General features: G+C 41.7%; 20 protein-coding genes. 12 read left to right on the plus strand and 8 right to left on the minus strand.

From position 1 onward, the window contains the following. Positions 1-23 precede the first annotated feature (23 nt). Genes IX83_RS08225 through IX83_RS08235 form a run of 3 tightly spaced genes read left to right on the plus strand, consistent with a single transcriptional unit; the run spans position 24 to position 2285 of the window. Positions 24-761, plus strand: coding sequence for a methionine ABC transporter ATP-binding protein (locus tag IX83_RS08225; RefSeq protein WP_051919580.1), 738 nt, complete (start codon positions 24-26; stop codon positions 759-761). Next, positions 758-1453 carry a methionine ABC transporter permease gene (locus IX83_RS08230; protein WP_038501272.1) on the plus strand — a complete coding sequence of 232 codons (696 nt, stop codon included), beginning with the start codon at positions 758-760 and terminating at the stop codon, positions 1451-1453. Before IX83_RS08225 ends, IX83_RS08230 begins: the two co-directional genes overlap by 4 nt. Positions 1454-1475: 22 nt before the next feature. Then, complete coding sequence (locus tag IX83_RS08235) at positions 1476-2285, plus strand: MetQ/NlpA family ABC transporter substrate-binding protein (RefSeq protein WP_051919582.1); 810 nt, start codon at positions 1476-1478, stop codon at positions 2283-2285. Positions 2286-2355: 70 nt separating this feature from the next. On the opposite strand, the gene IX83_RS08240 is transcribed toward IX83_RS08235, so the two are convergent. Then, complete coding sequence (locus IX83_RS08240; protein ID WP_051919585.1) at positions 2356-2970, minus strand: glutathione S-transferase family protein; 615 nt, start codon at positions 2968-2970, stop codon at positions 2356-2358. Positions 2971-3515: 545 nt separating this feature from the next. Between IX83_RS08240 and IX83_RS08245 the strand changes: the two genes are divergently transcribed. The 4 genes from IX83_RS08245 (at position 3516) to IX83_RS08260 (ending at position 9384) form a co-directional block, all read left to right on the plus strand. Then, complete coding sequence (locus tag IX83_RS08245; protein ID WP_038501274.1) at positions 3516-4301, plus strand: NUDIX hydrolase; 786 nt, start codon at positions 3516-3518, stop codon at positions 4299-4301. A 40-nt stretch (positions 4302-4341) separates the two neighbouring features. Beyond that, positions 4342-5733, plus strand: coding sequence for a bifunctional UDP-N-acetylglucosamine diphosphorylase/glucosamine-1-phosphate N-acetyltransferase GlmU (gene glmU / locus IX83_RS08250; RefSeq protein ID WP_038501276.1), 1392 nt, complete (start codon positions 4342-4344; stop codon positions 5731-5733). Positions 5734-5794: 61 nt separating this feature from the next. Further along, entirely contained in the window at positions 5795-7627 is a 1833-nt protein-coding gene (gene glmS / locus IX83_RS08255; protein WP_038501278.1) for a glutamine--fructose-6-phosphate transaminase (isomerizing), read from the plus strand. Next, positions 7627-9384 (plus strand): bifunctional anthranilate synthase component I family protein/class IV aminotransferase, encoded by a 1758-nt coding sequence (locus IX83_RS08260; protein WP_038501280.1) that lies wholly within the window; start codon positions 7627-7629, stop codon positions 9382-9384. The genes glmS and IX83_RS08260 overlap by 1 nt, the downstream gene beginning before the upstream one ends. A gap of 81 nt (positions 9385-9465) precedes the next feature. Here the strand turns inward: IX83_RS08260 and IX83_RS08265 are convergent, their stop codons facing one another. Beyond that, on the minus strand, positions 9466-10650 hold the full coding sequence (locus tag IX83_RS08265; protein ID WP_038501282.1) for an MFS transporter: 1185 nt from the start codon (positions 10648-10650) through the stop codon (positions 9466-9468). Positions 10651-10700: 50 nt separating this feature from the next. Between IX83_RS08265 and IX83_RS08270 the strand changes: the two genes are divergently transcribed. The 5 genes from IX83_RS08270 to IX83_RS08290 all read left to right on the plus strand — a co-directional run bounded on the left by IX83_RS08270 (position 10701) and on the right by IX83_RS08290 (position 15233). Continuing rightward, positions 10701-12035 (plus strand): DNA recombination protein RmuC, encoded by a 1335-nt coding sequence (locus tag IX83_RS08270; protein ID WP_051919588.1) that lies wholly within the window; start codon positions 10701-10703, stop codon positions 12033-12035. Next, on the plus strand, positions 12036-12968 hold the full coding sequence (locus IX83_RS08275; protein ID WP_038501284.1) for a lysine exporter LysO family protein: 933 nt from the start codon (positions 12036-12038) through the stop codon (positions 12966-12968). A gap of 795 nt (positions 12969-13763) precedes the next feature. After that, positions 13764-13970 carry a (2Fe-2S)-binding protein gene (locus IX83_RS09130; protein ID WP_051919592.1) on the plus strand — a complete coding sequence of 69 codons (207 nt, stop codon included), beginning with the start codon at positions 13764-13766 and terminating at the stop codon, positions 13968-13970. 148 nt (positions 13971-14118) lie between these two features. Continuing rightward, positions 14119-14592, plus strand: a complete 474-nt coding sequence (gene bfr, locus IX83_RS08285) for a bacterioferritin (protein WP_038501285.1) — start codon at positions 14119-14121, stop codon at positions 14590-14592. A gap of 230 nt (positions 14593-14822) precedes the next feature. Further along, positions 14823-15233: a hypothetical protein gene (locus IX83_RS08290; RefSeq protein ID WP_051919595.1), complete on the plus strand. Its 411-nt coding sequence runs from the start codon at positions 14823-14825 to the stop codon at positions 15231-15233. A gap of 61 nt (positions 15234-15294) precedes the next feature. Here the strand turns inward: IX83_RS08290 and IX83_RS08295 are convergent, their stop codons facing one another. From IX83_RS08295 to IX83_RS08320, 6 genes are all read right to left on the minus strand, one after another. Further along, positions 15295-16578, minus strand: a complete 1284-nt coding sequence (locus IX83_RS08295) for a TRAP transporter large permease (protein ID WP_038501287.1) — start codon at positions 16576-16578, stop codon at positions 15295-15297. Next, positions 16578-17204 (minus strand): TRAP transporter small permease, encoded by a 627-nt coding sequence (locus IX83_RS08300; protein WP_201770242.1) that lies wholly within the window; start codon positions 17202-17204, stop codon positions 16578-16580. Before IX83_RS08300 ends, IX83_RS08295 begins: the two co-directional genes overlap by 1 nt. A 52-nt stretch (positions 17205-17256) precedes the next feature. After that, on the minus strand, positions 17257-18228 hold the full coding sequence (locus tag IX83_RS08305) for a TRAP transporter substrate-binding protein (protein ID WP_051919692.1): 972 nt from the start codon (positions 18226-18228) through the stop codon (positions 17257-17259). A 292-nt stretch (positions 18229-18520) separates the two neighbouring features. Further along, complete coding sequence (locus IX83_RS08310) at positions 18521-19312, minus strand: MetQ/NlpA family ABC transporter substrate-binding protein (protein ID WP_038501293.1); 792 nt, start codon at positions 19310-19312, stop codon at positions 18521-18523. Positions 19313-19387: 75 nt separating this feature from the next. After that, positions 19388-20062, minus strand: coding sequence for a methionine ABC transporter permease (locus IX83_RS08315; protein WP_038501295.1), 675 nt, complete (start codon positions 20060-20062; stop codon positions 19388-19390). 9 nt (positions 20063-20071) lie between these two features. Continuing rightward, the gene (locus tag IX83_RS08320) at positions 20072-21088 is read right to left on the minus strand and encodes a methionine ABC transporter ATP-binding protein (protein ID WP_038501297.1); all 1017 of its coding nucleotides are present in this window, start codon (positions 21086-21088) and stop codon (positions 20072-20074) included. Positions 21089-21190: the final 102 nt, after the last annotated feature.

Below are 21190 nucleotides of genomic sequence, written 5' to 3' on the forward strand. Positions count from 1 at the left end.
TGAATCTTATGGAGTAAGAGTGCATGATTCGTATCGAACACGTGACTAAATCTTATACACAAAATGGACAACATTATCCCGCTGTCAACGATGTTTCCCTCTCCATCCAAAAAGGCGAAATTTTTGGTTTGATGGGGTATTCTGGGGCTGGAAAATCGACGCTTTTACGCCTGATTAATCTATTAGAACGTCCTGATTCGGGCCAAGTCTTTATGGACAACCAAGAACTCACCGCGTTATCCGAGAAAGATTTGCGTCTAGCTCGTCAAAAAATTGGCATGATTTTTCAACATTTCAATCTCATGCATAACTGGACCATTTACGACAATATCGCCTATCCATTGAGCATTGCTAATGTTCCCAAGGCCCAACGTCACGATAGAATTATGACGTGTCTGGATATCGTGAACTTGGCAGACAAAGCACAACATTACCCTGCCCAATTATCGGGTGGCCAAAAACAACGTATTGGCATTGCTCGTGCTTTAGCAGGCAATCCTCAAGTGATTTTAGCGGATGAACCCACCAGTGCTTTAGATCCCTTAACCACGAAAAACATCGTAGATTGTTTGCGTGATGTCAATCAAAAGTTAAACATTACGATTATTATCGTTACCCACGATCTCCCTGTTATTCGTTCACTTTGCTCACGTGCTGCCTTATTGTCTTCGGGCCGTTTGATCGAGATTGCAACGGTTAAAGATAAAGAAATTTTGGCCACTAGTGAAGAAGGAAAATTACTCGTTAAGGATATTCTATGAACGACTTGTTAACTAGCTTTTATCAAGCATTTGACGTGATTGCCGAACTCAAAGAAGATATTCTTTTGGCTTTTGGTGAAACCTGTCTCATGGTATCCATCGCTACCCTTATTTCTGTCGTTTTCGGCACATTGATGGGCATGGCCTTGTTTTCTTGGAGCCACCCACGTTTAGCGTATCAACCGTCTGCTTACCGTGTTTTAAACTATATTGTCAATGTCATGAGAGCATTGCCTTTTCTTGTTTTAACAGTAATTGTAGGCGTTCCTTTGTCCATGTTGATACTTGGTACGTCCATCGGGCCATTACCTGCCTCCATCCCCTTAGGTTTATCTGGTGCGTTTTTCTTTGCACGCCTTGTGGACAACAGCCTAAGAAGCGTCTCGCCAGGTATTATCGAAGCAGCCGTTGCCATGGGGGCCAAAAACAGCAGTATTTTATTTAAGGTTTTGCTTAATGAAGCTCGTGCCAGAATCGCACGCGACATCACGTTACTGGTTATCAGCATTTTATCGTTCAGTGCCACTGTCGGTATTATCGGCGGAGGTGGACTCGGCGATTTTGTGTTACGTTACGGTTACTATCGTTACCTCACTGAAGTGCTGGTTTTCATTATTATCATTCTCATCATTATCGTCACCATTATCCAAGCCGTCGGTGATTTTGTCGCCAAACGTTTGGATAAGCACTAATTTTTGACAACAAGGAGTCATCATGAAACTTTTAAAAAAATTCTTCTTAGCCACGGCTTTGGCCACGCTTATCGTGCCTGTTTCTCAAGCCAAAGACCCAAATAAAGACCTGATTATATTTGGTGCCACCGTAGGCGATCACGTAGATTTGTTCAAAAAAGCGGTAAAACCCGTACTTGAAAAAGAGGGTTATCAAGTTAAAGTCGTTGAATTCACCGATTATGTGCGTCCTAATAAAGCACTGGCATCTGGCGACATCGATATTAACGCTTTTCAACACAAGCCTTATTTGAATGCGTTCAAAGCGGCCAATCAACTTGATATTATCGATGTATTCAGCACCCCTAATGCACCTTTAGGCTTGTATGCGGGCAAATTCCATCAGTTAGATGAGGTAAAAGACGGTGCCTCCGTTGCCATCCCTAACGATCCTAGCAATGGGGCTCGTGCTTTGATTCTTTTACAAGATTTAGGCTGGATTACTTTAAAACCTGAAATCGATCCATTAAGAGCCTCTGTTAAAGATATTGACGCTAACCCTAAACATTTAAAAATCATTGAACTTGAAGCGGCTCAAATCCCTCGTGCAAGAAATTCTGTTGATTTTGCTGTGATTACAGGGAACTATGCCACCAGCTCAGGACTTAAAATTACAGAGGCCTTATTTACTGAACAAAGCGATGCCTTTACCAATATTGCCGCTGTTCGTTCAGAAGATGCGAATAAAGAATGGGTCAAAGACGTTGAAAATGCTTATAACGCGCAATCCGTCAAAGAATGGGCTTACAAGCACTTCCCAGGGTATAGATACCCTGCCGCATGGAGCAAATAAGCCCCCTCAACATAAAATTAGCCATGTCACACGAGCATGGCTAATTTTTTATCTCGATCAGATCGCTGAATTAAATCAACTTCTCTGCTTTCATCGCCTTGTTCAAGCCCTCATCTTCCTGCATTCTTGCCATAAAAGCAGTCAAGGCTGGGAAACGCTCTAAACTCAAACCGACGACGGCCACCCATCTTAGAATCACGAACAAATAGACATCCGCCGCTGTTTTTTCTTTTGCCAAATAAGGGTATTGTTTTAAACGATCTTCGGCAATCGCCAACAATTTCATGATGATGGTTTTGGCTTTTTTAGCTAGTAATTGCTGAGCTTCTGGACCATCAATACATTTTGCTGCACCAAAAATACTTCCAAAATGACGATGCAAATCATTATTACAAAATGCAAACCAACGACGTGCATCCGCTCGTACCCATTTATCACCACTTCCCCATACTTTTGCTTGAGGGAACGTTTCATGAATAAATTCAGCAATCGCCATATTTTGGGTCAATGCAAAATCGCCTACTTCCAAGCATGGCACGGATCCCAACGGATTTAATTTTAGATACGCTGGCTGTTTTAAAGCGTCGCGACTAATATGAATCGCTTCATAACCGGCTTTTGACCACTCTAACAAAGTATGTTGCACTAAAGAGCAAGCACCTGGCAAATAATATAGTTTCATCATCTATTCTCACTAAAAATATTTATCAAAGGGGTAGTCATCCTGACATCAATTGCATTAATGCCATCTATTATTTTAGTCCATCCTTAACGTTTTCGTTTATCCAGTGGACTCATTCCCTAGCTATCGATTATTTTTTGTTTACCCTCTTTTTTAAATCATCGCCTCACCCACCACGTGTTTTTTTTGGGCAAAAAAAGGATAAAAAAAAGCACCATGAATGTTCATGGTGCCAAAAAATCCGTTTCTTTATTAGGGGAGGGAAAAGAGAGAAACCAAAACGGATTATACCAAGTCTTACATTGCATTCTTACTTGATACACTTACTAAGTCTCCTATTTTTGAATAAAGTTTCATCAAAAGCCCATAAAAATTGTAACAAATTGTAAACCTCCGTCGTTTACATTGCGTTTGCACACTTTTGCAACCCTCTTTTCAACCGCCATTACCTTGATTTTAAAAATATTTATAAATGCACTGCAAACACAACGCTGATGGAACTTCTAGTGCTAAAATACAAACTTAACCTTTATAGCAGGGGGCAGTATATGCTATTACAAGACTTGTTTACGAAAATCTATTTTGAATTTCAATCACTACCTACCAGTAACAGCAAGACGTTACTATTTCAAGGAAGACCTATTGGAAACATTACTGAACAAGCAAGTCAGGCACTCTGCCAAGCGAACCTAGCTCGAGACCAATCTACCCAACTCCATCTTGATTATAAAAACCCGCATATCTGGGATGAAGTAGCGTTATGCCTAAAAGAAGCACATCTTTTACGTGGGTGGCGAAACGAAAAAGTCGATATTTGGGACAAAGAACAATCTATCGGAGCAATAGAACGCACTGCAACAAGACCTTTAGGCTTACGAACGCAAGCCGTTCATTTGCACGCGATCACAAGAAGTGGTTATATCTGGTTAGGGCAAAGGGCGTTGACCAAATCCACCGATCCTGGAAAATGGGACACCACTGCAGGTGGATTAGTCAGTTATGGCGAGTCTGTCAAACAAGCCTTATATCGTGAAAGCTGGGAAGAGGCAGGATTACCTCAAAATCGAATTCGACAAATCGGTCCTGTATATAATATATGTCGTGTTCATCGTCGCTTACCCGAGGGCTTTCAAGTTGAAGATATGTTAGTCATGAAATGTTTTCTGGCTGATGGCGTGGTACCCACCAATCAAGATGGCGAAGTTAGCTGTTTTAAGGCATATACCCAGAATGAGGTGGTTCAGTTAATCGAGGCGGGTCAAGTCTCTAATGAGGCGGCGTTGATTCTATTACATGACTTTTTAAATGAAAAACATGACCGTTTCTTGCGGTAATTGTATAAAATGAAGCCGTACCTATTTTTGTAGAGATAATATGAAACTAAATATTGTGATATTGGCCGCGGGCATGGGCAAACGCATGAATTCATCCAAGCCAAAAGTGCTACACACTATCGCTGGCAAACCCATGATTCAACACGTCATTGATACGGCAAGAAGATTGTCACCTGAACGCATCATCATTGTCGTGGGACATCAAGCAGATGCTATCCAAGAAGCCTTGGCTGGACAAAACGACTTGTTTTTTGCTTCCCAATCTCCCCAACTAGGTACAGGACATGCGGTTCTTCAGGCCGTTCCTTATTTGGAAGAAAGTAGTGATGATATTGCTCGCTTATCTGATGTCACGCTTATTTTGTATGGCGATGTGCCTTTGGTACAGCCTGACACATTACACGCATTACTGAACATTCGACAAGACGATCTTGCTTTATTAACCGAAAACCTTTCCGATCCGACTGGCTATGGACGTATTATTAGAAATGGTTCAGGTCACATCCAACGTATTGTCGAGCAAAAAGATGCCAGCCCTGCTGAACGCGAGATTAATGAAGTCAATACTGGCATGATGGCGGTCAACACGCGTTTACTAAAAAAATGGTTAGGTCAGCTCACTAATGATAATGCTCAAGGTGAATACTATCTAACCGATATTATCGCCATGGCGGTGGAAGAAAAACACCTCATCCACAGCACCCAACCTCAACATGGCTGGGAAACATTAGGGGTCAATAATCGCTTGCAACAAGCCCAGTTGGAACATACTTGGCAGCGTGAACAGGCCCGTCGCGTCTTAAATCAAGGGGTAGCCTTAGCCGATCCCTATCATTTCAATTTAAGAGGCGAGTTAATTTGTGGCAAAGATGTTTTTATCGATGTCGGCTGTTTATTTGAGGGCAAAGTTGAATTAGGTGATGATGTTCATATCGGTCCCTATTGTGTCATCCGTTCATCAAAAATCGCTTCTGGAACAGTGATTGACGCATTTAGTCATATAGACGAGGCTGAAATCGGTGAACACGCTAAAATCGGGCCTTACGCAAGACTAAGACCTAGTACAAAAATCGCTCATCACGCTCACGTTGGCAATTTTACCGAACTCAAGAAAACCCATTTAGGCCCTTATTCCAAAGCCAACCATCTATCTTACTTAGGAGATGCCGAGATTGGCGAACACGTAAACATCGGTGCGGGCACCATTACTTGTAATTACGATGGGGTCAACAAATTTAAAACCATTATCGAAGATCAAGCGTTTATCGGTTCAGACACCCAATTAGTCGCCCCTGTCACCGTTAAAGCAGGCTCAACCATTGCTGCAGGCACCACGGTTTGGAAAGATACGGTAGCTGACGCATTAACGCTCAATCGCAAAACACAAGAAACCAATGCCTCTTGGCAACGTCCAAAAAAACAAAAGAAATAACGTTCGTTGAGATGAATTCGTTTAAAATATTCAACACCTATTAATTTTGCAAAGGGCGGTTATGTGCGGTATTGTTGGTGCCATTTCTCATAAAAACATTGTCAATATTTTAGTTGATGGTCTAAAACGCTTAGAGTACAGGGGATATGACTCCTGTGGTGTGGCTGTGCTGAACCAAAAACAGCTCACTCGTACTCGAAGTGTTAAACGAGTCTCCGATCTGGAAGCTCAGGTTAATCAGTTACACCTAAGTGCTGAAATAGGCATTGCCCATACACGTTGGGCCACCCATGGCATCCCCGAAACCTATAATGCTCACCCTCATTTTTCCGATCCCGATGAAACCAAAGCACGTATTGCATTGGTCCACAACGGCATTATCGAAAACTATGAAAGCATTCGCACTTCTTTGCAAGAGAAAGGACGCCAATTCGTCAGTGATACCGATTCAGAAGTCATCGCCCATCTTATTGATGATATGTATGAGGGCGATATTTTTGAGGCCGTTACCCAAGCGGTTAAACGCCTAAAAGGTGCTTATTCTATCGCCGTTATTTGCAAAGACGAGCCAGAAAAATTAATTGGAGCACGCTTTGGTTCCCCTTTAGTGGTGGGACTGGGCACGCATGAAAACTTTTTAGCCTCTGATGCTTTGGCTTTGGCACAGGTCACTAACCAAATTATCTATATTCAGGATGGCGATATTGTCTGTTTAGATACCGAACACGTCATCATTCACGATGCAGATAATCATCTTGTCCAAAGAGACGTTAACACCGTTACTGGCCATGATAATGCCGTGTCGTTAGGCCCTTATCAGCATTACATGCAAAAAGAGATTTTCGAGCAACCGCGTGCATTAGGAGATACTTTACAAGATATTTTGGAGATCGATCCTATTATCTTTGGCGATGCGGCCCCCGCTATTTTTAAAGATACACGACGCATTATTTTCTTGGCTTGTGGTACAAGTTACTACGCGGCACTGACGGCAAAATACTGGATTGAATCGATTGCCAAGATACATTGTGATGTTGAAATTGCCAGTGAATTTCGTTATCGCGATCCCATTGCAGATCCAGACGCTCTGGTCATCACCATCTCTCAATCAGGTGAAACCGCCGATACCTTAACGGCTTTGGCGTATGCGAAACATTTAGGCATGCTTAAAACACTAACAATTTGCAATGTCAAAACCAGTGCGATGGTTCGTGAATGCACCTTACATTTCATCACAAAAGCAGGTGTGGAAATCGGGGTTGCCTCTACTAAAGCCTTTACCACCCAGTTGTTATCTTTGTTTTTGCTCGCCTTATCTTTAGCAAAAAGCCAACATCGTTTAAGCATCGAACAAGAAAATCACTATCTAAAACAGATTCGCCATTTACCTAGTGCCGTCAGTTCGGTGTTGAATATCGAACCCCAAATAAAATTATGGGCTAATCAGTTTGCCAATAAAGAAAACGCCTTGTTCTTAGGGCGTGGCATCCATTACCCTATCGCTTTGGAGGGGGCCTTAAAGCTAAAAGAAATTTCCTATATCCATGCAGAAGCTTATCCTGCAGGCGAGCTAAAACATGGACCATTGGCCTTGATCACCGAACAAATGCCTGTGGTGACCGTGGCACCCAATGATGAGTTACTGGAAAAACTAAAATCTAATATGCAAGAGGTCCGTGCAAGAGGCGGTAAACTCTATATCTTTGCAGATGCCGATAGTCATATCATTGAGCAAGACGGCACTCACGTCATCAAAATGCCTGAACACTATGGCAAACTTTCTCCGATTTTACACACCGTTGCACTACAATTACTGGCCTATCATACAGCGGTTGCACGTGGCACAGATGTCGATAAACCTAGAAACCTAGCCAAAAGCGTGACGGTAGAATAATGGCTACGTTTGCCTTACTCGATGATATTCGTAACGGTCAAGCACGCCTTTTTACCCAGTGGCAATATCGAGATCGTCTGCTTGCCAGTCAGGTTGACCTTATCGATGAACGTCTAAAAAAAGGCTTTGATCAGTCTTTGTTTTGTACACTGAGAATCCCTTATGAGTTCGGCACAGACTTACACGGCATCACACAAACGCAGACACCTTTGTATATTGATTGGTACAAAAAACAACGTCTTTTAAATGAAGCCGATATTCAAGATTTTTTTTCCTCACAGGCTAAGCCCCAACCCAGTGCCTTACTTCATGCAAGATTAAAAAATAGCCAAGCACATTTTATCGAGCAGATTCATCGCATTCACGAGCATATTCGGGCAGGCGATGTTTATCAAATTAATTACACAGACGAACTAAGTGCGTCTTTCTTTGGTGATCCGATTTACTTTTATCAAAAGCTCAGAGACGCTCAGCCCGCCCCGTTTGCAAGCCTTATGTATCATCCCGATGACGGCTATACCTTATGCTTATCACCAGAATGTTTTTTACGCATCGAGGGCGATCTCATCAGCACTGAACCCATGAAAGGCACTGCCCCAACGCCCTCTCATCCTGACGAGCTACCTCAAGCTATTAAGGCCCTACAGCAAGATAGCAAGAATCGTGCTGAAAACACCATGATTGTGGATTTACTCAGAAATGATTTATCCCAATTATCGATACCATTTGGGGTACGTTGTGACGATCTCTTCAAAGTGGAGGCACATGGATCGGTATTGCAGATGACGAGCAAAGTACAAGCCGTTTTACCTCCTCACACCTCCTTTGCTCATATTCTCAAATCTTGTTTTCCTTGTGGTTCCATTACCGGGGCTCCTAAACGTATGGCCATGAAGATTATTCGCTCCTTAGAAAATCGAGAGCGAGGCCTATACACAGGAAGCATCGGCTTTTTGGAACCTAGCACCTCTGATCAAATCGCTCAAGGTACGTTAAATGTTGTCATTCGGACGATCTGTATTCAAGGACATAAAGCGACACTTGGGCTGGGTGCAGGTATTACCATAGGTAGCGATGCTCACGATGAATATCAAGAATGCTTACTAAAAGGTAAATTTATCAAAGATGCCCAAAATATCGGACTGATCGAGACCATGCCAATTAAAAATGGCAGGATTGTTGATTGGGCGTTACACATGGCACGATTACAACATAGTGCCACAGCATTAGGTATCGCCTTTGAAAAACCGAATCATCCCCTCATCACAAACGCCACAGCCAATGCCTATCGCCTTCATTTACGCTCAGATGGGACGATTCAAGGAGAGGAAAAATATATCCCGCCACTAAGTGGTGAACAGTTTTACAGCATCTGGGAAACGCCTTTTGAGCCTACCAATGCCCTACGTCGGCACAAAATCGACCAGCGTCATCACTATGATCAAATAACACAATGGGCCATTGAGCAACAGTCTTTTGATGCTTTGATTTTTAATGAGTCAGGTTATTTGTTAGAGGGATCTCGCACAAACGTTATCCTACAACTTGAAGAGGGAGAATGGGTCACGCCTAGCCTGTCTCTAGACATTCTTCCTGGCATTGCGAGACAAAAAATTTTAGCCAATCCCTCTTTATACCTGCCAACAACGCAGATCATTGAACACGATCAAATCACCCGTTCAATGCTTAAAAACGCTAAAAAAGTAATCTTATGCAATCATCTCAGAGGCCTCATTCCTGTCTCATTAAGGAACTAGCGACTATCGCACCCCTCACACGGTTTTTTGCATTAAGGTATCCCGCCTTCCAATCAGATCCTGCGATGAAAAATTAACGCCTCATGCAGCTTTTCGCATCAAGGTATTGGCCACTACCATCCCCATGCCTTGTATCATCAGCAACGCCACAACGGTATAAGGCCACTTCCCGACTTCATAAGCCAAGCCACATATAAACGCTCCTGCCGCACCACCAGCGTAAAAGCAAAGATAATAAATGCCAGAAGCCAGCGATCGCCCCTGTGTCACGTTCATCGCAATGTAATTAATCGTGGCACTGTTCGCAATAAACACGCCTGAGGAAATCAAAATCAACGATAGAATCACCACCCAAACAGGGCTCATCAAACTGAGCAAGACACCTGATACGGAAATGAGTACCGACAAGGTGGCGGTCATCGACCCACCAAAACGACTAATCATTTTTGCTGAAATCGGCGTAACCAGCATCCCCACTAAGTAAACAGCAAATACATTGGCCAAATCAGAGGCTGAGAAATAATAAGGGGCTTCAGCAAAGTGCAAATTAATATAAGTAAAACTACCCACCAACGAATACATCACACAAAAACCCAACAAACATGCCGCAATAATATGAGGGTTGTGGATATGTGCCAACAACTGGATAAACGCTTGTTTTACGTTAGGTTTGGCCACAAAATTTTCTGATTTTGGAAGATATTTAATCACGACCAAAGCACTTAAAAACGAGATAGCCGCCATCACGACATAAGCTTTTTGCCACCCTATCCAACTCGTCATATTCCCGACCAAAAACCGTCCCAAAAAGCCACCCAATACCGTTCCAGAAACATAAAAACTCATCAGTTTCAAACGTAAGGTGCCACTAAACTCCTCGCCCACAAAAGCAATCAACACCACGGTAATACTGGGAATACACAAGCCTTGGAAGAATCGACACAGCCATATCTGCTGTTCCGTTTCTGCGTAGCTAATCATAAAAGTAGGCACACTTAATAAAAATATGGCACCAATAATAAATACGCGTCTGCCCAAGGCATCTGAAATCATCCCCATAAAAGGCGAAATCAAAGAAATCGCCAAAACCGTTGCACCTACTAACGATCCTGCCGTCACGGCATTAATTGACAAATCTTCTTGCAAAATCGGTAAGATAGATTGAATGGAGTACACCTGCATAAAAGCAATCATACCCACACAGGCAACCGTCAACAACAATGCAATTTCTTGAGATTTTGAGTTTAAGTATTTACTTTGATCCATGTCTTGACTACACTATTAAGTTATTTGAAACAAATGAATATATAAAAAACATGACACTACTAAATATCTTATTAATGGTTTTTATTCTGCTGTTAATCATCTGCATCATTGGGTTAAAGTTGCGTCACAAAACCATCATAGACCAACAAACCCAAGCCATTCAAGACGGACAAACCCTAAATCAAGAATTACAACAACACATCGACACACAAAATGAAACCATTCGTCATTTAGAACAAAGCAAGAACCAATTAGATATTCAGCTTACTGCTGCCCAAACCCGCTTGCAAGAACGTGATGAGCGTTATCAAGCCTTGCAAGAACAGCTTAATGAAAGCAAAGCTATATTAGGAAAAGAGTTTGAAAACCTTGCCAATCGTATCTTTGAGAACAAATCCAAAGAAATGAATCACCACAATGATCTCCAAATCACTCAGCTTTTACGCCCATTTCGAGAGCAGGTCGATCAGTTTCAAAAACGCATGAACGATATTCATGATGCCTCGTTAAAAGGCAATGCCGCACTTAACCAAGAGATTCAACATTTAGTCAAATTCGGCACAAAAATGAATGAAGAGGCCCAAAACCTCACTCAGGCACTTAAAGGCAAGTCTCAAGTACGTGGTTTATGGGGCGAGATGCAACTTAGCAAAGCATTGGAAGAATCAGGCTTACAAAAAGGCGTGACCTATTCTGAACAAGATAGTTTTCAGCATAATGGTCACACGCTAAGAACGGATTTTCTAATTCGTTTGCCTCAACGGAAATGTTTAATCATCGACAGCAAAGTGCAGTTAATTTCTTATCTTCGTTATTTTGAAGCAGCTGAACACGAGAAAGAGGCGTGTTTGAGCGAGTTTATTAAAGCCATTAAAACGCATATTGATGATTTAAGTCGTAAGGATTACCAAAGCATTCCCGACCTCGATACCCCCAGTTATGTACTCATGTACCTCCCCATAGAATCCGCTTATATCGAAGCATTAAGTCAAGATGCCTCTATCTTCCAATATGGTCTCGATCGCAATGTTGTGATCGTTTCACGCAGCACCTTACTGCCTATTTTACGAACCGTCTCCAGCGTCTGGACTTTGGCTCAAAACAAAGATCTCATTGCCGACCTCTCCAAAACCGCCAATGATATGTTTGATACCGTTTATCGTTTAAGCGAACGCCTAAATAAATTAGGCTCTTCTATCAAAACCCTAACAAAAGGCTATAACGACACGATTACAGCGGTTGTTGGAAAACAAGGCCTACAAACCAAAATACAACAATTCCAACGTCTGTCTTCTCGTGTTCAAAAGGATTTTATTGAGCTTAACGAGATCGAAGATAATCTTGACACCGCTAAATTAGAAACATTTATTGACGAGCTGCCCTAAATGAATGTCTTTGTACATGCGATTTTGCCTATTTTTATCGCTTTGGCCTTAGGATTTGTCGCAGGACGAATCCTTTCTCATCGTTCACAACAGTTTTTGAGCAAGGCCCAAACCCTACTTATCTATATTTTGCTCCTGTGCATTGGCTTTGAGCTTAGTCATAATTTTCCGCATTTTTCAGCCATCAGCACTTATATAGGCTGGGGTGTCCTGTATGGTATCGTCACCAGTTTAGGCAGTTTCTTTGTCGTTTATTTGATTTATCGAACTCGTGCAAAAAAAACCACTCATGCGACTGAGACGACCACCCCTCCAACCGCCACCTTGCTTGATGCGTGCTTACCTTGTGCGATTCCTATTCTTTTTTTCTTGGTGGGTGTTGCTTGTGCTAAATCGATGCAAGTATTAGATTTAAATACCGACCTTATCCCTAGTTCCGAACATATTCTTTGGTATCTTTTATTTTTAATTGGTAGCGATTTAAGTCGACAATTAAATCTATTGAAATTCCCCTCCAAACCTTTCCTATGGGTTCCTTTATTCAGCATATTGGGGGCTTACCTCGCCGCGATACTGTTATCATTCATCTCCGATTTAACTGTGTTACAAGCTGTTTTAGTCAGCAGTGGCATGGGCTGGTATTCACTATCTGGGTCACTTATCAGCAGCCAATATCAAGCATCACTAGGCACCATCGCTTTATGCAGTGATCTGACACGCGAAATCCTATCCATCATTCTGATCTATGTATGGGGCCAAAAGCAAACACTAAGCTGTATTGCCTGTGCAGGGGCCACGGCAATGGACGTGACCTTGCCCATTATCAAAAAAAATACCGATCATTCATCCCTCGTATTAGCCTTGTATTCTGGCATTGTCATTAGCTTTGTTGTGCCATTATTACTGATGGCCACACTTTCCTTATTGCTGTAAAAAATAAGCTTAAAGGGCGGTCAAACGCCCTACGCCTCATTCGTACCTGTCGTTTACGCGTTCGTGCCATTCGGACACAAGCAACTCCTCACTCTTATTAACTACGTTACAACATCACCGAATCTCATCGAGCCACCATTCTCACACCATCACTTCTACATCACACACCTATCCACGCATCTTTCTAACAACCATTCCTCACACCTGCGGTCACGTTACAACACTACTAACCCTACTCCGCCCACCATTCCCACACCATCGCTTCTACAACGCACACCTATCTACTTCATCATTCTACGAGCCAATTCCTCACACCCACGATTGCATTACAACATCACCGAACCTCATCGAGTCACCATTCTCACAACATCACTTTCTACATCACACGCCTATCTACGCATCATTCTACGAGTCAATTCCTCACTCTCACTAACTACGTTACAACACTACTAAACCTACTCTGCTCACCGTTCCCACACCGTCACTTCTACAACACACGCCTATCTACGCATCATCCTACGAGCCAATTCCTCACACCTACCATCACTTTCTACAACATCACCAAACCTCATCGAGCCACCATTCTCACACCGTCACTTTTACAACACACGCCTGCCCCTTTGCTGATTACTTTTTACAACGCACACAAACTCTCAACAAAAAATAAAAACATCCTCTAATATCAATTGCTTACCGCCACTAAATCACACTTAATATGCTGTTGCTTAGCAAAGCTATTTTTATTTTTTTAACATTCACTTGTTTTTTTTGTAAAAATAAGTGATAATGATTCTTATGTATATTTGTATTTGTAATGCCGTCACAGATAAACAGGTTAACGACGCTATTGAGAATGGTGCAACGAGCCTGGACGATCTGAAGACTCAGTTAGGAGTCGCCACCTGTTGCGGTTCATGTGCGAAAACGGTCGATGAAATGATCCAGACCCATCACATGAATCAGGAGAACAGGAAGCTAGTGGCTTGTCTTGAGTATCTCTAAATGAGACTCTTTCTAATTTACTTCTTTATTTAGCTAATTTTGTTACGTTTTTTTCGTTCTTTACTGAAAAAATGAAACGCTTTTTTGGCTTATTGAGATGCCTGCGTTATAATAATTTCAGATTAAACCTTTATTAATAGTATTGAATATGAAAAGCGCAACAAACGTAATTAAATTTTTAAACCAACAGTTAACCCATCATTTAACCTCTATTAACATGTATTTTCTTCATGCACGCATGTTGAAAAACTGGGGCTTGGAAGAGTTAAATGATCACGCCTATAAATTCTCTATTCATGAGATGAAAGTCGCTGACAAACTCATTCAGCGTATCTTTATGTTAGAGGGCTTACCTAACCTACAAGATATCAAAAAATTAAAAATTGGTGAGAATGTCAAAGAAATTCTTGAGTGTATGCATTCACATGAGAAAGCAACTCATGAAGCTGCTGTTGAAGCCATCCACCACTGCGAATCGGTAAAAGATTTTGTATCTCGTGATTTATTAGAAGATATTTTAGAAGCCTCTGACGACCGCGTTGATTGGATCGAAACAGAGCTTGAACTCATCGAGAAAATGGGCTTAGAAAACTATATTCAAAGCCAAGTGGAAGAAGATTAATTATCATAACAACCTCCTTTTACCTTTGCTGACATCCTATACGGGGTGTCAGCTTTTTTTATGCACCACCCATATCCTAGCGTTTCATCCAGACCCCCGTTAGCTATGCCACCTCCTAAAACATGGCAAACTAACCTTTTTTTGGATCCTATAGGGGTGACAGTTATGCACCACCTTTTGCAGTAATTTATGCTATAGTTAGATAACCGTCTAAATGAAAAGGGAAGAAAATGAAAAAAACAGCATTACTATTGGCCACTGCATTATTGGCTGGTTGTGGTACCGTAGGTAACTCAGTTATTACCGACCAAGTACTTCAAAACAAAGTTGCTTTTGCACTTAATACATCATCCGATCTTATTAAAATTTCAAACCGCGTGGGCGATATTAACGACATCCAATTCCAAGCGGTTGCGAATGGACAAACTTACCAGTGCTATGTGACAACTTTAGCAGGTCTGGTCACTTCAGATGCTGTTTGTTCAGGGCCTTTGAAAACAGCCAAAAAGGCGAGTGCTCGTTCCTCTAAATCGACTACCCCTCGCACAGACAACAGCAGCACTCCTACGACATCTCCTAGCAAACCAGCAAATAGCACCCCTGAGTGCAATGCATTGCTAAAAGCTGCTAATCGTTGTTAATCTAAAATCAAAAAGGACTGATCTCATATCAGTCCTTTTTTCCACCTCAATCGTTCCCGTCTTAATTCATTCCCATCCATCTTGGTAACGCCAACGATATATCAGGAATATACGTGATAGCGATCAAGAACATTAACATGATGAGCAACCAAGGCAAAGCCGAACGTATCACCGACACAATGGGTAACTTGGTGACCGCTGAGGCCACAAACAAGTTCAATCCTACAGGTGGGGTAATCATACCAATTTCCATGTTTACCACCATAATAACGCCCAAATGAATAGGATCAATACCTAACTGCACGGCAATCGGGAACAGGATTGGTGCCAAGATTAGGATGATGGCAGATGGCTCCATAAAAGCCCCAGCTATCAATAACACGATGTTCACGACGATTAAGAACGTCCATGGACTTAAATCCAACTCCACTACCAACTGCGTGATGTATTGAGGAATCTGTTCAGTCGTTAGAACATGAGCAAACAACATCGCATTGGCAATAATAAACATCAACATAACGCTGAGTTTTGCTGATTCTAAAATCACTTTTGGACAGTCTTTTAATCGAATATCTTTATAGACAAACACCGCCACAAAGAACGCATAGACCGCCGCAATCGCAGCCGCTTCCGTGGGCGTAAAAATACCAGAATAAATACCGCCCAAAATAATGACCATCAGCAGCAAGCCCCATACTGCCTTACGTCCAGCCCTTACCCACTCTATAAAACTAGCTCTTGGCTGTGCAGGCAAATTCTTAATACGGGCAATAATATAAATAGCGATCATCAATCCCACGCCCAACAATAAACCAGGGATGACACCTGCCATAAACAAAGCACCCACCGAGGTTTCTGTCGCCGCCGCATAAACCACCATGACCACAGACGGCGGAATCAAAATCCCCAACGTGCCTGCATTACAAATAATACCCGTTCCAAACTCGATGGGATAACCTGAACGCACCATCCCCGCAATCGCAATGGATCCCACTGCGGCCACGGTAGCAGGACTGGATCCTGATAATGCCGCAAAAAGCATACAAGATAGAACGGACGCAATGGCCAATCCCCCTCTAATATGCCCTACTGTCGCATTGGCAAAATCTATCAATCGTCTTGCCATGCCACCCGTCGTCATAAAGGCCCCTGCCAACAAGAAAAACGGAATGGCTAATAAGGTATAGTGCTCCGATGTTTCAAATAACTTGATAGCCAAAGAACTCAAAGAATCTTGGCTAAACAACATAATAACGACGGCCCCAGACAAGCCCAGTGCAATGGCAATCGGCACGCCAATCAACATTAAACAAAACAGCAATACAAAAAGAATCAACACAGACATTATGATTCTCCTTGAGCTAATTTAACCGCATCTTTACTTTCATCTGCCAAACCCAAGCCAGTTTGACGACCTTGTAATATACGAATAAAAATTTCAAAAAAACGTATTGCAATCAATCCATACCCAATCGGCATAATCAAGCCCACTTGCCATAACTGAATATGAAAATGATGCAAGTCATCCGCCCCAATCCCTGCCACAAACATCGCACTGATCCAGTCATAACTGGCTATCGCAATCAGCACGCTATACGCCATACAGGCACTAACAGACAGAATACTGACGACTCTTTGTGTTCGAGTTTTCATCATCTTCACTAACACATCAACGCCAATATGCCCTGCTGTACGCACACCGTACGAGGCTCCAAAGAAAATTAGCCACCCAAAACAAAGTTTTGTAATTGCAATACTCCAGGTCATCTCCTGAGCAAGCCACATGATAAATTCACCAATCGGTTCAACGATAAAAGCGATACTGGGAATTTCATTTCCTAAGAAAAAAAACAACTCATAGACATTGTTAAACACGACATAAAAGAAAGTGACCAATGTCATGATTGACAGCAAAAGAGTAATAAAAAACTCTTCAAAATGCCCCCATAAGCTGAGTATCCGTTTCATCATATCTCTCTTTATATCAAAACAAGTGGGTGGCTAAACCCACTTTCCAGCTGTATTATTCTTCGTTCGCGCGCTCGGCTGCTTGAATCAAATCCGCGCCAATTTCTGCTTCAAATTTTTTCCAAACAGGTCTCACCGCTTCTCTCCACTGAGCCTTTTCTTCAGGCGTTAAAGTCAGGATAGTCGTGGTTTTCGCGTCTAGGATTTTTTGTTTATCGCCTAAATTCAACTGATGTGATTTTTCATTCACCACTACCGATACTTCATCCAAAATATCTTTCAGTTCTTTTCTGACATCTTGAGGCAATGAATTCCAAAACTCCGTATTCACAATCACCATATAAGACAACAGACCATGGTTCGATTCGGTAATGTATTTTTGGACCTCATGGATTTTTTGAGAATAAATATTAGAGTATGGGTTTTCAGCACCGTTTACTACCCCCGTTTGTAAGCCTTGATACATCTCACCAAAAGCCATTTTTCTAGGAACTGCTTTCAAGGCTTTAAACTGAGCATCTAATACCTCAGAATTTTGTACTCTAAACTTCAATCCACGTGCATCTTTAGGCACTTTCAACGGTTTATTTGCTGACAACTGTTTCAAGTCGTTATTCCAATAAGCCAATCCTGTGATCCCTTTGTCTTCCATTGATTTCAGCAAAGACTGACCTTCTGGACTTTTTTCAAAACGTTCCACGGCCTTAATATCGTTAAACAAAAAAGGCAAATCAAATAACTGGATTTTCTTCGTGTATTTATCAAACTTCGCAAATGACGGGGCCAGCATCTGAACGTTATTCAGCAATAATGCCTCCATCTCCTTGCCATCTCCATATAAAGATGAGTTAGGATACACTTCAACTTTCACTTTTCCAGCTAGACGTTCTTCCACTAGCTTTTGGAATAATAAAGCACCTTGTCCTTTTGGCGTTTCGTTTGCCACCACATGAGAAAACTTGATCACAATAGGATCTGCCCATGATGGTGCTGATAAGGCTACGCCCAAAACAACCGCTGTCATCATTTTGCGGATATAGTTCATCTCCGACTCCTTCTTTCTAATTAACAAACTGACTCAATAAAAGCTGTGAATCTATTTTTATTACTCAGCTATATATCTTTATATTCTTATACTTTTGATCATTCATCAATCTATTTTTTAATTTTTAGTAGAAACCCTAATGCAAAAAATACACCAACAATATGACGTTTATCTGTTTGTTTTTATCGAGTGATAAGAGACAACATACCAATAAAATACCCCGTCCTATCCTTTCAAAAATAGAACGGGGTAAGATAAGAAGAACTAGACGATATTATTGCGCTTTATACACAGGCACGACCGCACCTTGGTATGTTTCTTCAATAAATTTAGCTGTATCGGCACTTTGTAATGCTTTCATCAACTTCTGAATACGAGGATCGTCTTTTTTGCTAGGAACAGTGGCCACAATATTCACATAAGGTGACTCAGAACCCTCAATAAGCAAAGAGTCTGTCACAGGATTCAAGCCTGCTTGCATTGCAAAGTTAGAGTTAATCACCGCCAAATCTACATCTGGCAACAAACGTGCCACAATCGGTGCATCCGCTGTGGTGAACGATAGTTTCTTGGGATTATCGATAATATCACGAGGAGTGGCTAACAAATCTGTCGCGATTTTTAGCTTAATTAAACCATGTGCTTGTAATAACAATAAAGCACGTCCACCGTTTGTCGGATCACTAGGGACCACAATCTTCGCACCCTCTTTTAGATCTTCCAAACGTTTCACTTTTGAAGAATACAATGCCATCGGCTCAACATGTACGCCACCGACCGAAATGATGTCTGTACCGTTATTCGCATTATACGTTTTCAAATACGGATCGTGTTGGAAGTAGTTGGCATCAATATCGCCCTCTTCTACCGCACGGTTAGGCAAAATATAATCGTTATACACTCTAATATCCAAATCCACGCCTTCTGCTGCCAAAGCAGGTTTCACATGCTCAAGAATTTTTGCATGAGGCACAGGACTGGCACCCACTACCAATGTTTCACCCGCTTGGGCTGTTGCCACTAATGCGACCAAACCCAATGCCGCCAAGAATTTATTTAATATCATCGTTCACTCCTTAAAGCACTTGCGAAAAAATATCAATAAAGATGATTATCATAAATTATTTTTTATCAAAATTGATTACTGATGTGATAAAAATTTCACCATCCCATAACCAATAAGCTCAATTAGTTGCACAATTACAACCGTTAAAATGACCGATACCCATAAAATCGCTTTGTCATAACGATAATATCCAAAATTAATCGCTATATCACCTAGACCACCTGCCCCGATAATACCGCAGATAGCGACATAACCGATTAACACCACCTCGGTCACCACGATAGATTGAATAATCCCAATTCTCGCTTCAGGCAACAAAGCCCAAAATATCGTTTGTCTAACGTTCGCCCCCATCGCACGACAAGCTTCTGTAATCCCCGGCTTTAAAGACAACAAATTATTTTCAACCAAACGAGCGAAAAAAGGAGCGGCCCCGACAATCAAAGGAATTAAGGCTCCTTTGATCCCCAATGCAGAACCAAATACAAAGCGTGACGCATCCACCATCCATAACATCAAAATCACAAACGGGACGGATCGGAAAAAATTCACCCAAACACTCAAGATAAGATGGATCCATTTGTTGGCCAATAATCCCTCTTTCTTTGTTAAAAATAGCAAAATACCGATAGGCATCCCTATCAATACCGCTCCCACCAACGATAATACAGACATGATCAACGTGGCAACAATACCCTCATTAATCATGCCCCAATCTACATTTGCAAAACTTTGAAAAAAACTCATCATACGATCCTTTTACTGTCTTACATTTTGCAAAATTTCAAAACTAACCTGATGCTCAAAAAACAAGGCTTTTAACTTGGGAATATCCGTTTCATTTGCATTGATCGACACCACGACCTGTCCATAAGGAATGCCTTTAATTTGTCCAATCGTCCCCTGCAAGATACTGACAGCAATCCCCAGTCTTTTAGTAATCAGGCTAATGACGGGTTGCGTCGTTTCTTCGCCACGATAAGTCAAACGAACGACTAAACCTGTTGTCACCAGTCTTTGCCAATCTTCGCCTAGTAAATTACTTTCACCTAACAAAGCCTTTGTCGTCGCGTGTTTCGGTGCCAAAAACACATCCATTACACTTCCCTGCTCCACAATCAAGCCACCGTCAATCACCGCCACTTCATCACAAATTGCTCGAATCACATTCATACTATGTGTAATCAATACAATCGTAATATTCAGCTTTTTGTTAATATCTGCCAAAAGATCTAAGATAGACTGCGTGGTTTCAGGATCTAATGCACTGGTTGCCTCATCGCACAATAATAATTTCGGACGACTGGCCAAAGCACGAGCAATCCCTACACGTTGTTGTTGCCCTCCCGATAACTCGCCTGGATATTTGTGTTCTAACCCTGTCAAACCCACCAAATCTAATAATTCTTTCGCACGGGTTAGCTGCTCCTCTTTACTTACACCCATCAATCTTAGAGGAAAACAAACATTTTCTAATACCGTACGCGAACTCAATAAATTAAAGTGTTGAAACACCATACCAATATGATGGCGTTCTTGACGTAATTCGGCATCATTTAGCCCACATAGGTCCTTGTCATCAATTAATACCGCCGCCCCCTCGTCAGGACGCTCAAGCATATTAATCATTCGGATCAAAGTACTTTTCCCAGCTCCCGAACGACCAATAATCCCAAAAACACACCCTTTTTTGATCGATAAATCTATCCCCTTTAGGGCCTTTACCGTCATATTTTTGGCGTGATAAGTTTTATGAATATTCTTTAATATAATCATGGTGTAATATCGATATTTTTCCACCCACTATTGTACAACTAGTTCATGAGTTATTGACCTAATAGGTAGATTCATGGTTACAATCTAGGGCAAATTAGTGTA

The organism is Basilea psittacipulmonis DSM 24701 (genome assembly GCF_000743945.1).
Lineage (GTDB): Bacteria > Pseudomonadota > Gammaproteobacteria > Burkholderiales > Burkholderiaceae_B > Basilea > Basilea psittacipulmonis.

What these genes read in the sequence shown, in the direction of transcription:
- IX83_RS08230 (WP_038501272.1), top strand. Translation starts at nt 758, where the DNA reads ATGAACGACTTGTTAACTAGCTTTTATCAAGCATTTGACGTGATTGCC.
- IX83_RS08290 (WP_051919595.1), top strand. Translation starts at nt 14,823, where the DNA reads ATGAAAAAAACAGCATTACTATTGGCCACTGCATTATTGGCTGGTTGT.
- IX83_RS08270 (WP_051919588.1), top strand. Translation starts at nt 10,701, where the DNA reads ATGACACTACTAAATATCTTATTAATGGTTTTTATTCTGCTGTTAATC.
- IX83_RS08315 (WP_038501295.1), bottom strand. Translation starts at nt 20,062, where the DNA reads ATGATGAGTTTTTTTCAAAGTTTTGCAAATGTAGATTGGGGCATGATT.
- IX83_RS08265 (WP_038501282.1), bottom strand. Translation starts at nt 10,650, where the DNA reads ATGGATCAAAGTAAATACTTAAACTCAAAATCTCAAGAAATTGCATTG.
- bfr (WP_038501285.1), top strand. Translation starts at nt 14,119, where the DNA reads ATGAAAAGCGCAACAAACGTAATTAAATTTTTAAACCAACAGTTAACC.
- glmS (WP_038501278.1), top strand. Translation starts at nt 5,795, where the DNA reads ATGTGCGGTATTGTTGGTGCCATTTCTCATAAAAACATTGTCAATATT.
- IX83_RS08320 (WP_038501297.1), bottom strand. Translation starts at nt 21,088, where the DNA reads ATGATTATATTAAAGAATATTCATAAAACTTATCACGCCAAAAATATG.
- IX83_RS08235 (WP_051919582.1), top strand. Translation starts at nt 1,476, where the DNA reads ATGAAACTTTTAAAAAAATTCTTCTTAGCCACGGCTTTGGCCACGCTT.
- IX83_RS08305 (WP_051919692.1), bottom strand. Translation starts at nt 18,228, where the DNA reads ATGATGACAGCGGTTGTTTTGGGCGTAGCCTTATCAGCACCATCATGG.
- IX83_RS08245 (WP_038501274.1), top strand. Translation starts at nt 3,516, where the DNA reads ATGCTATTACAAGACTTGTTTACGAAAATCTATTTTGAATTTCAATCA.
- IX83_RS08275 (WP_038501284.1), top strand. Translation starts at nt 12,036, where the DNA reads ATGAATGTCTTTGTACATGCGATTTTGCCTATTTTTATCGCTTTGGCC.
- IX83_RS08295 (WP_038501287.1), bottom strand. Translation starts at nt 16,578, where the DNA reads ATGTCTGTGTTGATTCTTTTTGTATTGCTGTTTTGTTTAATGTTGATT.
- IX83_RS08225 (WP_051919580.1), top strand. Translation starts at nt 24, where the DNA reads ATGATTCGTATCGAACACGTGACTAAATCTTATACACAAAATGGACAA.
- IX83_RS08300 (WP_201770242.1), bottom strand. Translation starts at nt 17,204, where the DNA reads ATGATGAAACGGATACTCAGCTTATGGGGGCATTTTGAAGAGTTTTTT.
- IX83_RS08240 (WP_051919585.1), bottom strand. Translation starts at nt 2,970, where the DNA reads ATGATGAAACTATATTATTTGCCAGGTGCTTGCTCTTTAGTGCAACAT.
- glmU (WP_038501276.1), top strand. Translation starts at nt 4,342, where the DNA reads ATGAAACTAAATATTGTGATATTGGCCGCGGGCATGGGCAAACGCATG.
- IX83_RS09130 (WP_051919592.1), top strand. Translation starts at nt 13,764, where the DNA reads ATGTATATTTGTATTTGTAATGCCGTCACAGATAAACAGGTTAACGAC.
- IX83_RS08260 (WP_038501280.1), top strand. Translation starts at nt 7,627, where the DNA reads ATGGCTACGTTTGCCTTACTCGATGATATTCGTAACGGTCAAGCACGC.
- IX83_RS08310 (WP_038501293.1), bottom strand. Translation starts at nt 19,312, where the DNA reads ATGATATTAAATAAATTCTTGGCGGCATTGGGTTTGGTCGCATTAGTG.